The organism is Ferrovibrio sp., from assembly GCF_036381655.1.
GTDB lineage: Bacteria > Pseudomonadota > Alphaproteobacteria > Ferrovibrionales > Ferrovibrionaceae > Ferrovibrio.
Window position 1 is genome coordinate 20210 of sequence record NZ_DASVCJ010000050.1, and the last position, 14256, is coordinate 34465.

General features: G+C 61.5%; 13 protein-coding genes. 7 read left to right on the plus strand and 6 right to left on the minus strand.

What is annotated here, in order from left to right:
• Positions 1-183 precede the first annotated feature (183 nt).
• On the plus strand, positions 184-858 hold the full coding sequence (locus tag VF194_RS10030; RefSeq protein ID WP_330890549.1) for a response regulator transcription factor: 675 nt from the start codon (positions 184-186) through the stop codon (positions 856-858).
• Here VF194_RS10030 and VF194_RS10035 read toward each other — a convergent pair.
• Positions 835-3474, minus strand: a complete 2640-nt coding sequence (locus tag VF194_RS10035) for a NahK/ErcS family hybrid sensor histidine kinase/response regulator (protein ID WP_330890551.1) — start codon at positions 3472-3474, stop codon at positions 835-837. The genes VF194_RS10030 and VF194_RS10035 overlap by 24 nt on opposite strands.
• Entirely contained in the window at positions 3467-4660 is a 1194-nt protein-coding gene (locus VF194_RS10040) for an FIST N-terminal domain-containing protein (RefSeq protein ID WP_330890553.1), read from the minus strand. Before VF194_RS10040 ends, VF194_RS10035 begins: the two co-directional genes overlap by 8 nt.
• 233 nt (positions 4661-4893) lie before the next feature.
• On the opposite strand from VF194_RS10040, the gene VF194_RS10045 reads away from it, so the two are divergent.
• The 6 genes from VF194_RS10045 to VF194_RS10070 all read left to right on the plus strand — a co-directional run bounded on the left by VF194_RS10045 (position 4894) and on the right by VF194_RS10070 (position 10118).
• A complete protein-coding gene (locus VF194_RS10045) occupies positions 4894-6003 on the plus strand; it encodes an S-(hydroxymethyl)glutathione dehydrogenase/class III alcohol dehydrogenase (RefSeq protein WP_330890555.1) in 1110 nt (369 codons plus the stop codon).
• A gap of 7 nt (positions 6004-6010) precedes the next feature.
• Positions 6011-6847: an S-formylglutathione hydrolase gene (gene fghA, locus VF194_RS10050; protein WP_330890609.1), complete on the plus strand. Its 837-nt coding sequence runs from the start codon at positions 6011-6013 to the stop codon at positions 6845-6847.
• Positions 6848-6910: 63 nt separating this feature from the next.
• Positions 6911-7534: a glutathione S-transferase gene (locus VF194_RS10055; RefSeq protein ID WP_330890557.1), complete on the plus strand. Its 624-nt coding sequence runs from the start codon at positions 6911-6913 to the stop codon at positions 7532-7534.
• A 135-nt stretch (positions 7535-7669) separates the two neighbouring features.
• Complete coding sequence (locus VF194_RS10060) at positions 7670-8605, plus strand: ABC transporter substrate-binding protein (RefSeq protein ID WP_330890559.1); 936 nt, start codon at positions 7670-7672, stop codon at positions 8603-8605.
• The gene (locus VF194_RS10065; protein ID WP_330890561.1) at positions 8602-9381 is read left to right on the plus strand and encodes an ABC transporter permease; all 780 of its coding nucleotides are present in this window, start codon (positions 8602-8604) and stop codon (positions 9379-9381) included. The genes VF194_RS10060 and VF194_RS10065 overlap by 4 nt, the downstream gene beginning before the upstream one ends.
• Positions 9378-10118 carry an ABC transporter ATP-binding protein gene (locus tag VF194_RS10070; protein ID WP_330890563.1) on the plus strand — a complete coding sequence of 247 codons (741 nt, stop codon included), beginning with the start codon at positions 9378-9380 and terminating at the stop codon, positions 10116-10118. Before VF194_RS10065 ends, VF194_RS10070 begins: the two co-directional genes overlap by 4 nt.
• Positions 10119-10137: 19 nt before the next feature.
• Here VF194_RS10070 and VF194_RS10075 read toward each other — a convergent pair whose 3' ends face one another.
• The 4 genes from VF194_RS10075 to xoxF5 form a co-directional block, all read right to left on the minus strand.
• On the minus strand, positions 10138-10671 hold the full coding sequence (locus VF194_RS10075) for a PQQ-dependent catabolism-associated CXXCW motif protein (protein WP_330890565.1): 534 nt from the start codon (positions 10669-10671) through the stop codon (positions 10138-10140).
• 22 nt (positions 10672-10693) lie between these two features.
• Complete coding sequence (locus VF194_RS10080) at positions 10694-11524, minus strand: substrate-binding domain-containing protein (protein WP_330890567.1); 831 nt, start codon at positions 11522-11524, stop codon at positions 10694-10696.
• A gap of 1 nt (position 11525) precedes the next feature.
• Positions 11526-12041 (minus strand): c-type cytochrome, methanol metabolism-related, encoded by a 516-nt coding sequence (locus tag VF194_RS10085; protein WP_330890569.1) that lies wholly within the window; start codon positions 12039-12041, stop codon positions 11526-11528.
• A gap of 83 nt (positions 12042-12124) precedes the next feature.
• The gene (gene xoxF5, locus VF194_RS10090) at positions 12125-13894 is read right to left on the minus strand and encodes a lanthanide-dependent methanol dehydrogenase XoxF5 (RefSeq protein ID WP_330890571.1); all 1770 of its coding nucleotides are present in this window, start codon (positions 13892-13894) and stop codon (positions 12125-12127) included.
• Positions 13895-14256 lie beyond the last annotated feature (362 nt).

The following is a 14256-nucleotide window of genomic DNA, read 5'->3' on the forward strand; positions in this document are numbered from 1 at the left end:
ATGTGTACCGCCATTATCGTGGCGGCGGCCACGCCCGCATAACCGAGAGACTCAAGGCGAATACCTACGCCAATTATTCCCGCCAGCACCCGACCTGCCTGCCCGCCTAGGAATCCGATTTTGTTGACAGGGCGCGCGGCTGGTATTGAACTGTTAAAATGAAGCATTAGGGAGGATCGGCCCATGACGACGGTTCTGGTCGCCGACGATCACCCGCTCTTTCGCGAAGCAATCGCCGCCGCCCTGCGAGGCATGCTTGATCATGTCGGCGTTCTTGAGGCCGGCTCGATGAACGACACCTTCAGTCAGGTCAGCGGCGGCACCGATATCGATCTCATCTTGCTGGATCTGCGGATGCCGGGCATGAGCGGCGTGAAGGGCGTGCGCACGCTACGCCTGCGCCGCCCGGATATCCCCATCGCCGTGATCTCGGCCCTGGATGACAACCTGGTCATGCGCGAATGTTTCGATGCCGGGGCGATCGGCTACATTCCGAAATCCCTGCCCAGCGCCAGCATCGCCGACGCGATCCAGACCATCCTGGACGGCGGCAGCTATACACCGATCGAGCTTCACCCCAGCGCCAACCCGCCGATTCCGGAGGAAAGCGAATCCCTGGACGAGGCCATGCTTTGCCGCTTCGAGCTGCTGACCAACCAGCAGCGCAAGGTGCTCGATCTGATGGCCCATCGCCTGCTGAATAAGCAGATCGCTTATGAAATCAACGTGCAGCTCACGACGGTGAAAGCGCATGTCTCCAGCCTTCTGCAGAAGCTGGGCGTTTCCAGCCGGACGCAGGCTGTCATCCTGTATCAGAAATACTGCCGCCAGCTCTCAGCCGCGGGCCGCAGCAATTAGCGCGCGCAGCCGGGCCGGCTTCACCGGCTTGGTCAGCAGACTGACGCCATCCATCTGACCGGCAATGCGGCGGATTTCGGGATTCCGGTCCGCCGTGATGATCGCCGCCGGAATGGCAGCGGAAAAATGCTGCCGCAGACTGCGGATCACATCGAGGCCGAGCCGCCCACCATTGAGATGATAATCGACCAGGATGATGTCGGGACGTCGCCTGTGCCGATCGACCTCCCGCAGGGCGGCTGCCTCATTGAGCGCCGCCACCACCTGACAATGCCAGGCCGCCAGCAGCGTGTTCATGCCTTCGAGAACGGCGCTTTCATTGTCGATCACCAGGACATGGACGTCTTCCACCGAGCCCACGCGCATGGAGGGGGCTTTCTGAACACGCACCGTTTCCGCGGCATCTTCGGTAACGGGAACAAGGACCGAGAAGACGGATCCCCGTCCCACCTTCGAACGGACTTTGATCGGGTGATCCAACAGGCGGCTGATTCGGCGCACGATAGACAATCCGAGTCCGTAGCCCTTCTCGCCGCCGCCGGCCGCCAGACGGCGGAATTCCTCGAAGATGGCATCAAGCTGCCCTTTCGGAATGCCAATGCCGGTATCGGCGACTGTAATTTCGACCATGTTCTTGCGGCGCCGGGCGCCGAAGAGAACCCGCCCCGACGGGGTATAACGGCAGGCGTTGCTGAGGAAATTCTGCAACAGCCGTCGCAGCAGCCGCGCATCGGTTTTCACGCAGAGCGAACTCGGCACGACCCTCAGCGTCAATCCGTTGCGCTCGGCCAGCGGGCCGATCTCATCGCGCAGCGATTTCATCATCGGCGCCAACCGCGCCGGGCGGATATCCGCGGCAATACGGCCCGAATCCAGTTTGGATATATCCAGCAGAATGTTCAGGATATCTTCGACATTGGTCAAAGCGCGGTCGATCTTGCGCAAATGCGGCAGGATATCGTCAGGCAGCGGCCGTTCCTGGATGGCTGCGACAAACAGCCGCGCGGCATTCAGAGGCTGCAGCAGATCGTGGCTGGCATCGGCAAGGAATTGCGTCTTGCTCAGATTGGCCTGATCGGCCTCGATCTTCGCTGCCCGTAATTCACGAGCGATGCGGCGCCGCTTGTCGACCTCCTGTTGCAGGGTACGGTTCAACCCCTGCAAAGTCGCCGTCCGTTCGTAGACTCTGGCCTCGAGTTCTTCATTGGCGCTTTCCAGCATACGCTGGATCCGCCGCCGCTCGGTGATGTCCTGGATCAAGGTGAAGAAACCGACCACCCGGCCGGCTGCGTTGCGATGCGGCACATAGGTGGCAAGGCCGAACCGGGGCGTGCCGTCGGCAGACGGCAGTTGCAGGTCGAAGATGCTGGTCAACCCGTTCAGCGTGCGCTCTATGAATGGCTGGCGCCGCCTGTATTCTTCCTCGCCCAGAACGGCCGCAATCGACTGCCCGAGAATCGGCCGCCGGTTCCGCCCGAATGTCGTCCGATATGCGCGGTTGACGAAACGATACCGCTGCTGCCCGTCGACGTAGCACATCATCGTCGGCATGGCATTGGCGAACAGCTTGATGCGCTCCTCGCTGTCATGCAAGGCTTCTTCAGCCTGCCGCCGCTCGGTGATCTCGGCGAATGAGATGACGAATCCCCCATCCGGCATGGGATCGCGCTTGATGGCGAACCAGCGTCCGTTCACGGAGACTTCGGCCGGCGTGCGGGCATCCTCCCCGATCACGGCCGATGCCGCGCCAAGCTCGGGCACATTGCGCATATCATTGAAATGCTGAAAGCTGCCGAGCGTCGCGCCGGGCGTCAGCAGAGTCGCCGGCAGGTCCAGCAATTCGCCGTAGCGTCGGTTCGCCGTCACCAGCCGCTTCTCCCGATCGAAGACGGCGACGCCGATCGACATGCTTTCGAGGGTCGCCTGCAGATGTACCGAGCGCTCGGCCAGGGCGCGTTCGCGCTCGCGCCGTTCGGCGTCCTTGACATCGGTGATGTCGGTGTAAATCGACGCGATGCCGCCTTCAATGGAGCGGCGGTCGTTGACCTGGACCCAGCGTCCGCTCGATTGGGCATAGAGCCAGCGGCCGGAGCCATGCTTTCGGGTAATGAGGCGCTGGTCCATTCTGTCGGCGATCCAGCGTTCCGGCGAGGCATCGCCCGGCTGCAGGATGCTTCCGTTCCTGAGCGCGAGATCAAGCAGGTGTTCGAAGGAGATGCCGGTCCGGATCGCCGTCGTCATATTCGGCCAGAAATCCAGGAACCGTCGATTGAACAGAATCAGGCGATCGTCGGGATCGAAAATCGCAAACCCTTCGGAGATGCTTTCGATGGCATCCTGCAGGCGGTTCTGGACCGTCAGGCTGACCACTGCGGCATCGTTCAATTCGCGGTTGGAGGTGGCAACCGCCTCCAATGCCTGCTCCAGCTCGCGGGTGCGATCGCGCACCATGCGGTCGAGCAGGATGGCCGCCTGGAACAGGTGATACGCATTGCCATGCAGATCGAGGCTGTGCTCGACCCGCTGCATCAGGGCCCGGTTGATTTCCCGCAGCTTGGCGATTTCGCGGTGCAGCTCGGCTGTATCGCCAGCCGGGATATCCGCAACGCTATCCATCGGCCCGGCCCCTCCCGAAGGCTATGCCGGTGAATGTCTGGCTCATATGCATCGTGCCAAACTGCTCGCCATAGGTGTTGAAGCCGACGACGTTGTTCTCGGCCAGCAGACGGGAGACGCTTGGCAGCATCTGGCCCTGTTCCATCTCGATATACCGGAGGATGCAGTCGAAGCCGAGAACGGCCTGAACCGGGCCGAGATCGCGGCGGATGCGCTCGAACAGCGATTCCAGGTCATCCACCAGATCGCCGCTCTCGGCGATGCTGAGCACGATGCCTTCATCGATGGCGCAGAAGAAATGCAGGCTGTCGTCGTCGTTGACCTGCTGGATGGCGCGTGCGTAATAGCGGCCGCCGGCACGCAGAACCAAGGGATGGGAGGCGAAGATGGCGGGCGTGAGTTCGCTGCGCTTGAGACCCAGGAGTCTGGCATATTCCTGCCCCGCGGGCTCGGCATTGATCTCCATGACCATGCGTCTTGCTGCGTCCGCCTTGGTGATGACCAGTTTCTGATCGCGCGGCTCGAAATGCTGGGTATGAAACACTCGAAAATCCAGATCGGTCGCGATCAGCGACAGCAGCGCAGCATTATTGAGTACCCGGCCGTCCAGGAACATATTCGGCTCGTTCATCGAGGGGCGGCTGCCGACCGAGCCGCCGACCAGCGGCACATGGCCAAGCGCATTGCCGAATGCGCTGGCGATGGCCTCCTCGCGCATGGACAGGCCGTCGTTGATCAGGATCGAGAAACTGCGCGGCATCGACAGGCGCTGCTCGGCAATCTCGTGCTCGGCCAGCAGGCCCCGGGCGACGGCCAGCCCTTCGGCGATTTCGAAACCGGCCAATTGCTCGATCACCTTGATGGAGGCGACGAAATGCTTCGCGGCAAAGCTGAGCCCGACAATGGTGCCGTGACGATGGCCAAGCGGCGTCAACTCGCCCGCCGTCGTGCACCCCATGATGCGAGCCGTCACGCCATAGGCGGCCACCGCATTGGCAACGTCCTCGATGTGGAATTGCGGCGAGCAAAACAGGATGACGAGTTCGCATTCGGGCTGGAGGATCGTATCGAGCAGCTGGAATACAGTGTCTCTCGGCGCGGCGGCAGGATCATGCTCTTGCACACCCCAAAGGATGCTGCCGACACGATCAGCCGATTCCAGGGCACCGTCTTCCGTTGCCGTCATCGCACCTTCCCCGTCGTTTCCTCATGTGGCGTCAGGCTCTTTCTGTCACGACCGGCCTGAGCTGTCATGTGTAACGCTTCATCGATCTATATCGCTTCGATCCAAAGTCCAATTTCGGACAACCGCCTCTTCTCGTTAGCATCCGAGGCAGGAAGCGACGCCCTGCCGGGCCGCGTCCGCATGCAGACTGAGCCCGGCATCCTGCATTGTGTGACAGGGACGGAAGGATCGAGATGAAAACACGGGCCGCCATCGCTTTTGCAGCGAAAAAACCACTGGAAATTGTAGAGGTCGATTTGGAAGGCCCGAAGGCCGGCGAGGTTCTGGTCGAGATCAAGGCAACGGGCATTTGCCACACCGACTGGTTCACCTTGTCGGGCGAAGATCCGGAAGGCCTCTTCCCCGCCATTCTGGGCCATGAAGGCGCCGGCATCGTCGTCGATATCGGCGCGGGCGTGACGTCAGTGAAGAAGGGAGATCATGTCATTCCGCTCTACACCCCGGAATGCCGCCAATGCGAATACTGCTTAAGCCGCAGGACCAATCTCTGCCAGGCGATCCGGACAACCCAGGGCCAAGGCGTCATGCCCGACGGCAGCAGTCGCTTTTCCTATCGCGGCGACAAGGTCCTCCATTACATGGGGACCTCGACTTTCTCGAACTTCACGGTTCTGCCCGAGATCGCGGTGGCGAAGATCCGTGAGGACGCGCCTTTCGACAAGGTCTGCTATATCGGCTGCGGCGTCACCACCGGCGTGGGAGCCGTGGTCAATACCGCCAAAGTCGAGCCCGGCGCGAATGTAGTGGTTTTCGGACTGGGCGGCATCGGCCTCAATGTCATCCAGGGCGCCCGCATGGTCGGCGCCAATATGATCATCGGGGTGGACATCAATCCATCCCGCAAGGTCCTCGCCGAAAAATTCGGCATGACGCATTTCGTCAATCCGAAGGAGGTCGACGGCGACCTGGTCGCCCACCTGGTCGCTCTGACCAAGGGCGGCGCGGATTACAGCTTCGAATGCATCGGCAATGTCCATACCATGCGCCAGGCGCTGGAATGCTGCCACAAGGGCTGGGGCATTTCCGTCATCATCGGCGTTGCCGGCGCCGGACAGGAGATTTCCACGCGGCCATTCCAGCTGGTGACCGGCCGCGTCTGGAAAGGCTCGGCTTTCGGCGGCGCGCGGGGGCGCACGGACGTGCCCAAAATCGTCGATTGGTACATGGACGGCAGGATCAACATCGACGACTTGATCACCCACACGATGCCGCTGGACGAAATCAACAAGGGTTTCGACCTGATGAAGGCCGGCTCGTCGATCCGCAGCGTAGTGATCTATTGACGTGACGATGCAGGAAATTTCCCGTCATCGCTGTTTCGAAGGCTGGCAGATCTTTCTTAGCCATCCCTCACGGGAATGCGGCGTCGATATGCGCTGCTCGATATACCTGCCGCCGGCGGCAGACCGCGGCAAGGTCCCGGTGCTTTACTACCTGGCTGGCCTCAGCTGCACCGAGGAAACCTTCATGATCAAGGCCGGGGCACAACGGCTGGCAGCCGAGGCCGGGCTGGCGCTGGTCACCTGCGACACCAGCCCGCGTGGCACCGATATTCCCGGACAGGGCGAAGCCTGGGATTTTGGCCTTGGCGCCGGCTTTTACGTCGATGCGACGCAAGCGCCGTGGTCGAAGAATTGGCGCATGTATTCCTATGTGACGCGCGAATTGCCGAAGCTGATCGCCGATCATTTCCCCGTCGATCCCGGGCGCCAGGGCATCTTCGGTCATTCGATGGGCGGCCATGGCGCCCTTGTATGTGCCTTGCGGAATCCCTCCGCCTACCGATCGGTCAGCGCCTTCGCCCCGATCGCGGCGCCGATCCAATCCCCTTGGGGGGGAAAGGCCTTCAGCGGCTATCTCGGCAGCGATCACGCCAAGTGGAGGCAGTATGACGCCAGCGAACTCGTCATCCATCAGCGCTTTCCATCCGAGATCCTGATCGACCAGGGTCTCAAGGACCAGTTCCTGGCCGAGCAGTTGCATCCTCACATCTTCGAGGATGCTTGCCGGCGCTCCGGCCAGGATGTGCGCGTGCGCCGGCAAGCGGGCTACGACCACGGCTACTACTTCATCCAGACCTTCATCCCGGATCACATTCGGCACCATGCCGACCGGCTTCGGGGCTGAGGCTGGCCCACATGCCTGACTTGGCCCCAGCGGTCGAGATGGGCAAAATAGCAGGAGGATACGATGATCAAGCTCTATGATTTCGAGCTTTCCGGAAGCTGCTACAAGATCCGACTTCTACTGAATATCCTCAAAGTGTCCTACGACAAGGTCGATGTGGACTTCGTCAACAAGGAACACAAGGCAGACAAGTTCCTCAAGCTCAATCCATTCGGCGAAATACCGGTCTTCGAGGATGGCGACCTGAGGCTGCGCGACGCGCAGGCGATCATGGTGTACATCGCGCGCAAATACGACAAATCAAACACCTGGTTCCCGGATTCGCCGGAAGCCATGGGCCGCATCATGCAGTGGCTCTCGACCGGAGGCAACGAGGTGATGGCCGCGGCCGGCGCCCGCCTGGTCAAGATCCTCAATTACGATCTCAATCTCGACGCCCTGCAGACGCGCGCCAGGAACACGTTCAAAATCCTGGATACCCATCTCGCGGATCGCGAGTTCCTGGAACTCGGCCATCCGACGATCGGGGATATCGCCTGCTTCCCCTATACGGCCATGGCCGGAGAGGGCGGCATCGACCTCAAGCCGTATCCCAACATCCTGCGCTGGATCGATCGGATGAAGACGATTCCGGGCTTCATACCGATGCCCGGCATCCCGTCGCTGCCGGGGGTTGCTGCAGCGTAAGACATGGCTGCCCGAAAACGGCCGGCGCCCGGCACCGTATCGCCGCCGCAATGCGTCGGCGGCGGAAGATGCGGTGCAGGGCGCCGACATTTCATCCGCTCTTCCATCTGGCTTGCCGCCGGGCTGTCCGTTGGTGTGCTTCGGGCTGAGCCGGGCTTTGCCGCCGACCTGCCCGTCATTCGCATCGGCGTGCTGAAATTCGGCACGGCCCGATGGGAAATGGCCGTCATTGCCGATGAGATCGACCAGAGACACGGCTTCCGCCTGAAAACGGCGGAATTGGCGGACAAGGATGCCGCCAGCGTCGCCTTGCTGGCCGGACAGGTGGATGTCATCGTCACCGACTGGCTCTGGGTGGCCAAACAGCGCCAGCGCGGCCGCCGATACACCTTCTTCCCTTTCTCCAATGCCGTCGGCGCCGTGATGGCGCATCCGTCCGCCGACATCCGCTCCGTATCCGATCTGAAGGGACGACGCCTCGGCATCGCCGGCGGCGCAACCGACAAGAGCTGGATTCTCCTGCAGGCTTTCGCGCGCAAGAGCGGCGATTTCGACCTTGCTGCGTCGGCGGATGTGCAGTTTGCCGCACCGCCCTTGCTGAACGAGCTTCTACTCCGCCGGCGCCTCGACGCCGTCCTGACCTTCTGGCAATTCGCCGCCAGGCTGGCCGACCAAGGCATGCAGCCCGTCGCGAAGATCGCCGATATCCTGCCGGCCCTTGGCCTGACGACGCCGCCGCCCCTGCTTGGCTGGGTCTTCGATGAGGATTGGGCGGGACGACATGCGGCATTGGCCGGCGGGTTTCTGGATGCCTCCCGCGAGGCCAAGCAAGCCATGAAGGCAAGGGATGATGTCTGGCAGACATTGCGCCCCATGATGGCGGCGGCGACCGACCATGAATTCGCGCTGCTTAGGCACGGCTATCAGGAGGGCATCCCCAGTGGCGATGAAGGCGCCGACATCGCCGCGGCGGAGAAGACGTTCGAACTGATGCGCGAATTCACTCCAGCGGCCGTCGCCGACCTTGACGCTCTTCCCGCCGGCACGTTCTGGCAGGATCGCCGGCCATGACAGCGCATGCGGACACGGTCAGCGGACATAGCCGCTTTAACTGGCGCGGCCTTTTCTCGCTCGTTCTGCTGTTCGTGGTCTGGCAGGGCGTGGCCATGCTGGTGGCCGACCCCGCTATATTCCCCTCCGCTCTGGACACGCTGCGCGCCGGTTATGTCCATTTCATCGACGGCAGTCTGGTCGTGAACATTGCCGTCACCTTGCTGCGCGTAACCGTCGCCTTCCTGCTCGCGATGATTTTCGGTTCGGCCATCGGCATCATGCTCGGCCGCTCGCCAAGGCTCGACGCCTTCTTCGAAGGCTGGCAGATGATTGCCCTGAATATGCCGGCGCTGGTTACGATCGTATTGTGCTACATCTGGTTCGGTCTGGGCGAAACTGCCGCGATCCTTGCGGTGACGATCAACAAGATTCCAACCGTCGTGGCCATCATGCGCGAAGGTGCCAGAGCGCTGGATCGCTCGTTACTTGAGATGGCCGGCGCCTTCGGCATGCCAAGGCGACGCCTGCTCGTCCATATCATCCTGCCTCAGCTTGCCCCCAGCCTGCTCGCTTCGGCGCGCGCCAGCCTGGCACTGACCTGGAAGATCGTCCTGATGGTCGAACTGCTGGGCCGGCCGAACGGCGTCGGCTTTCAGATCCGCACCTTCTTCAATTACTTCGATATCGCCAGCATTCTTGCCTATGCCATGTCCTTCATTGCGGTCGTCATCGCCATCGAGGCTTGCATCCTGCAGCCGATCGACCGCAGCTTGAACCATTGGCGCCGGTTATGACGGGCTTTCGCTTGCGCGGTATTTCCTGTGGCTTCGCAGCACCCGATGGACACAAGATTCTGCGCGGGGTCGATCTGAATGTCGCGCCGGGGGAATTCGTCAGCCTCGTCGGGCCTTCCGGGGCCGGCAAGACGACGCTGCTGCGGATCATTGCCGGCCTCAATATCCACTATTCTGGTCGGATAGACTGGCCGCAGGGCGCGCCGCGCCGCCTTGGCTTCGTCTTCCAGGAGCCGCGGCTGGTGCCTTGGCGGACGGTACTGGACAATCTGCTCCTGATTGCGCCGCCGGGATCGCAGACCGCGGCCCTGGATCTGCTTGCCGCCGTCGAACTGGCGTCCTGCGCCGAGGCGTTTCCCGGACAGCTTTCCGGCGGCATGCAGCGGCGCGTCGCCTTCGCCCGGGCGCTGCTGTCGAAGCCCGACCTTCTGCTGCTGGACGAGCCTTTCCTGTCGCTGGACGCGCCCCTTGCCGGCCGCCTGCATGAACTGCTGAACGCCTATTGGCAGAAGCACCGGCCGACGACATTGCTCGTCACTCATGATCTGAACGAGGCAGCGTTTCTGTCGAACCGGGTGGTGGTGATTTCGCCACACGAAGGCCGCCTTATCGCCGAGCGGATATTGCCGCCGCCGAATGAGCGGCTGGGGGCAGAGTCGGCGGTGCGCAAGGCGGTCGCGGAACTGCGTCAGACGGCCAAAAGCTGCCTCAATCTGAACGGGCCGGCAATCCCGTGAGGAAGCGCAAGACCCGACCTCACTTCACCGGCAGCGGCGCGTTCGGCAGAACCGGATAGCCGGCATCGATCCAGTCCTGGACGCCGCCGGGAAACCAGTACACCCCGCGATAGCCGAGTTCCGCAGCACGTTTGGCCGCATTCCATGACATCCAGCAATTGGCATCGCAGTAGAACACCAGTTTTCGCTCCCGGTCTCCCAGGCTCAACTTCTCCAATGCGGTACTGAAATACGCCGCCATCTCATCGTTCAGGCCGCCATAGCCGGTATTGGCCAGCCAAATGCTGCCTGGAATGTCCTGGCGAACCGGCGGATGCCAAAGCGTGGCCTGCGGCAGGCCCTCCGGGCGCGGCGGCTGCGGAAAGACGTCGATCAGGATGACCGGCTCGGTCGTCATCATGTGATAAAGCCCTTGGGCGTCGAGTACCGTCGCGCCCCGTAGCGTCGCCGGCAACTCGCCGCGATAATCTCCCATCCGATAGCCTTCCGGCTCCGGGGCCGCCGCCTGGGCGCGCAGGCCGCAAAGGCAGGTAAGGATCAGGATAGCCGCCATGCTCCCCAGCGGCGTTGCGCATTCAGGGGATAGGCCGGCCCTGCGCATCGAGCAGCGGGACATGGTAGCCATGGAGGATCTTGGAAATCGCCTCGCGATTCTCGCCGATGAGTTTGTTGATCTCCTGCTTCCACCGGGTTTCGCCCGGACGGACTCCCATGGTGATATAGTAATCCATCCGAACCGTCTTCGGCTCCTTCAGCAGCGGCTTCACCGCCAGGGCATCGCCATGCTGGGAGGCGAAATAGCCGCCCAATGGCCCCCATAGCAGAGCCACATCGATTTTCTTGTCGACCAGGTCCTGGATCATCCGCCGGCTGGGCGAATCGAAGCGCGTATCGACCATCAGATCGTACGGCCTGGCCCGTGCCATCAGGTCGCTATTGGCCACGATATAGGCGGGCGGCGTGCCGGCGATCAGTCCGACCCTGTGCGAGGTATCGCGCAGATCCTCGATGCGATCGACGTCGATATGGTCTTCCGTGCGCGTGACCATGACATAGGACGAGCGATAATAAGGGTTGGTGCTCTGGGCCAGTTCGGCCCCGCTGACGATCCCCATGACAAGGTCGCAGCGACGCGCCCGCAATGTATTGCGCAGGAATCCCGTTGCCTGCGGAAACCAGGTGTAATGCACCGGCACCCCGAGCTTCTGCGCAAACAGCTCGGCGATCTTGTTCTCGAAACCCTCGCCCTTGGTATTGGAGAAGGGCATATTGCCAGGGTCGGAACATACCCGCAGCGCCGAATGGTCCACGGCCTCCGCCCGTTCGCCGCCATATGCGGCGGACAGAGGCCAAGCGATCAGCAGTATGGCAGCCGCCAGGTCGGGCAGTATCCGCGAGGACAGCATCCTAGCCGCCCATACAGGACTTCTCCGCCTCGGCCGCTTCGGCCGGCTTGTCCTCGTGCTTAGGCGGGCGGCCACGTCCCAACGCACCATCGGAGCGCGCCTTCAAATAGGCGTATATGTCGTCGATATAGCACATCACATTCGGGTTCGTGCCGAACATCGGCATCTTTTTCTCAGCGGCCGTATTCACCTCCTCCTTGCCGTTGACCACGATTTCCAGAAACTGGTCGTAGCTGAGGCGTTTCAGGGAATCGACCAGCGCCGGAGCGAAGCTGCTGCCGGCACCGTCCGGGCCGTGACAGGTATTGCAGATGCTGTTGTAACGCCTGAAGCCGTTGAATACCGCCCAATCCACCTTGCCATCCGCGCCAATGCGGTATGGCCTGTCTCCGCCATCGGCAGGTCGGGATGTGGTCGCGGCTTTTTCTTGTGTCTCGGCCGCGGTTGGCATCGAGCAGATGGCCGCGGTGGTCAACGTCAATATCACGGCGATTATTCTGGCTTCAGGAAGACGCATTCAAAGACTCTCCTTCTCGAGCCGTTTCCTCTCCTTAAAAAGAAGCGAGGAGGCAAAGAGCCTCCTCGCCCGCTATACCGGAGTTACTCAGGGAGGGAGAAGACTGTCATGGTTCCGCCCAGGGCCGTGTATTGGGACAGCGCTTTATAGGCGCCGACCGCACCAAGGCCCGCGGTATCTTCGGTCAGACCGGCCGCCATGCCGATGCCGGCCCAGCCGCCGATTCCGGAAAGCACGGCCACATACTGCTTGCCGTTATGTTCGTAGGTGTTGACGTTGCCGATAATTCCCGACGGCGTCTTGAACCGATAAAGCTCCTTGCCCGTCTCGGCATCAACCGCCTTCAGATACCCCTCCAACGTCCCGTAGAAGACCACGCCGCCCGCCGTCGCCAGGGCGCCGCTCCAGACCGAGAATGGCTCGGGGATCGACCACTTGATCTTGCCGGCCGTGGCATCCCAGGCGATGAAATTGCCCAGGTGATTGTCGCCCTTCGGCGGATACATGCTCAATGTGGCACCGACATAAGGCTGACCGGCCGTATAGGCGACCTTGAACGGCTCGTAATCCATGCAGACGTGATTGGTCGGCACGTAGAACAGGCCGGTTTGCGGCGAGAAGGCCGAAGGTTGCTGGTCCTTCGACCCCAAGGCCGCCGGGCAGATATCCTTGGTGTTCTTGTCCTCGCCGCCCGCTTCGGTCGAGTACTGCTTCACCCGTTGCGGCAGGCCGGTCTTCAGGTCGACCTTGGTTGCCCAATTGACGGCAGGATCGAATTTCTCGGCCACGAGCAATTCGCCGCTCGTCCGGTCCAGCGTATAGCCGAAGCCGTTGCGGTCGAAATGCACCAGCAGCTTGCGATCCTGGCCGTTGATCTTCTGATCGACCAGCTGCATTTCGTTGACGCCGTCATAGTCCCATTCATCATGGGGCGTCATCTGGTAGACCCATTTCGCCATGCCGGTATCGGCATCACGCGCGAAGATCGTCATCGACCATTTGTTGTCGCCCGGGCGCTGCACCGGGTTCCATGTGCTGGGATTGCCAGAACCGTAATAGACCAGGTTCAGCTGCGGATCGTAGGACATCCAGCCCCAGGTCGCGCCGCCGCCGATCTTCCACTGATCGCCCTGCCAGGTTTTCAGGCTGGAATCGCTGCCGATCGGCTTGCCCATCGACATCGTCTTTTCGGGATCGACCAGCACATCGGAATCCGGCCCCATGGAATAGGCGGTCCAGGCTACCTTGCCGTCCTTCATGTTGTAGGCGGTCACCTTGCCGCGCACGCCGAATTCGCCGCCGCTGTTGCCGATCAGCACCTTATCCTTGATGACGATCGGTGCGGAAGTTCCGGTCTCTCCCTTGCTGGGGTCGCCATCGGTGACGCTCCAGACCACTTTGCCGGTTTTCGCATCCAGTGCGACCAGCTTGGTGTCCGCCTGGTGCAAAAAGATCTTGCCGTCGCCATAGGCCACCCCGCGATTGACGGTGTCGCAGCACATAACCGGGATCACGTTGGGATCCTGGCTCGGCTCATACTTCCAGACGATCTGGCCGTTCTTATTGAGATCGAGGGCAAAGACGGTGTTCGGGAAAGGGGCGTGCACGTACATCATGTTCCCGATGACAAGCGGACCACCTTCGTGGCCGCGCAGAACGCCGGTCGAGAACGTCCAGGCCACCTGCAGTTTATTGACATTGGTCTTGTTGATTTGATTGAGGCTGCTGTAGCGGTTGCCGGCATAGTTGCCCAGCGGCATCACCCATTGCTTGGCATCCTTCTCCATCTTAATCAGGTCGTCGTTCGCCTGGGCTCCGACGGCCCATAGCGATACAGCGCTCGCTACAGTCAAGACAAATCCGGATTTGGGCATTGATCTTGCCATGGTTTCCTCCGTTTCCTCACCCAAGGGGATCGGGTACTCGGGCCCGTTTGCGTTCTTACTTGCCGATCCGATTACCTGGCCGTCGCTGTCTTCGTCGATCGAGCCCTGCACCGCAGGTACCCATTCAATCAACGCCGGCTCTGTCCGCGGCTCTCACAGATCCGCGAACGAAGCCGATGGCGGACAGCAACGAGACATGCGTGTATTTGTCGTAATCGACAAATGCCAGGCAGGCCATTGTCCTTTGGTACAAACTCAACAGAGCCAATAAAAATGCTCCGCGAGTTGCATCAAATACTGAACAGTATTGTCGTTTGCAGATGGAGTAT

What these genes read in the sequence shown, in the direction of transcription:
- VF194_RS10030 (WP_330890549.1), top strand. Translation starts at nt 184, where the DNA reads ATGACGACGGTTCTGGTCGCCGACGATCACCCGCTCTTTCGCGAAGCA.
- VF194_RS10035 (WP_330890551.1), bottom strand. Translation starts at nt 3,474, where the DNA reads ATGGATAGCGTTGCGGATATCCCGGCTGGCGATACAGCCGAGCTGCAC.
- VF194_RS10040 (WP_330890553.1), bottom strand. Translation starts at nt 4,660, where the DNA reads ATGACGGCAACGGAAGACGGTGCCCTGGAATCGGCTGATCGTGTCGGC.
- VF194_RS10045 (WP_330890555.1), top strand. Translation starts at nt 4,894, where the DNA reads ATGAAAACACGGGCCGCCATCGCTTTTGCAGCGAAAAAACCACTGGAA.
- fghA (WP_330890609.1), top strand. Translation starts at nt 6,011, where the DNA reads ATGCAGGAAATTTCCCGTCATCGCTGTTTCGAAGGCTGGCAGATCTTT.
- VF194_RS10055 (WP_330890557.1), top strand. Translation starts at nt 6,911, where the DNA reads ATGATCAAGCTCTATGATTTCGAGCTTTCCGGAAGCTGCTACAAGATC.
- VF194_RS10065 (WP_330890561.1), top strand. Translation starts at nt 8,602, where the DNA reads ATGACAGCGCATGCGGACACGGTCAGCGGACATAGCCGCTTTAACTGG.
- VF194_RS10070 (WP_330890563.1), top strand. Translation starts at nt 9,378, where the DNA reads ATGACGGGCTTTCGCTTGCGCGGTATTTCCTGTGGCTTCGCAGCACCC.
- VF194_RS10075 (WP_330890565.1), bottom strand. Translation starts at nt 10,671, where the DNA reads ATGGCGGCTATCCTGATCCTTACCTGCCTTTGCGGCCTGCGCGCCCAG.
- VF194_RS10080 (WP_330890567.1), bottom strand. Translation starts at nt 11,524, where the DNA reads ATGCTGTCCTCGCGGATACTGCCCGACCTGGCGGCTGCCATACTGCTG.
- VF194_RS10085 (WP_330890569.1), bottom strand. Translation starts at nt 12,041, where the DNA reads ATGCGTCTTCCTGAAGCCAGAATAATCGCCGTGATATTGACGTTGACC.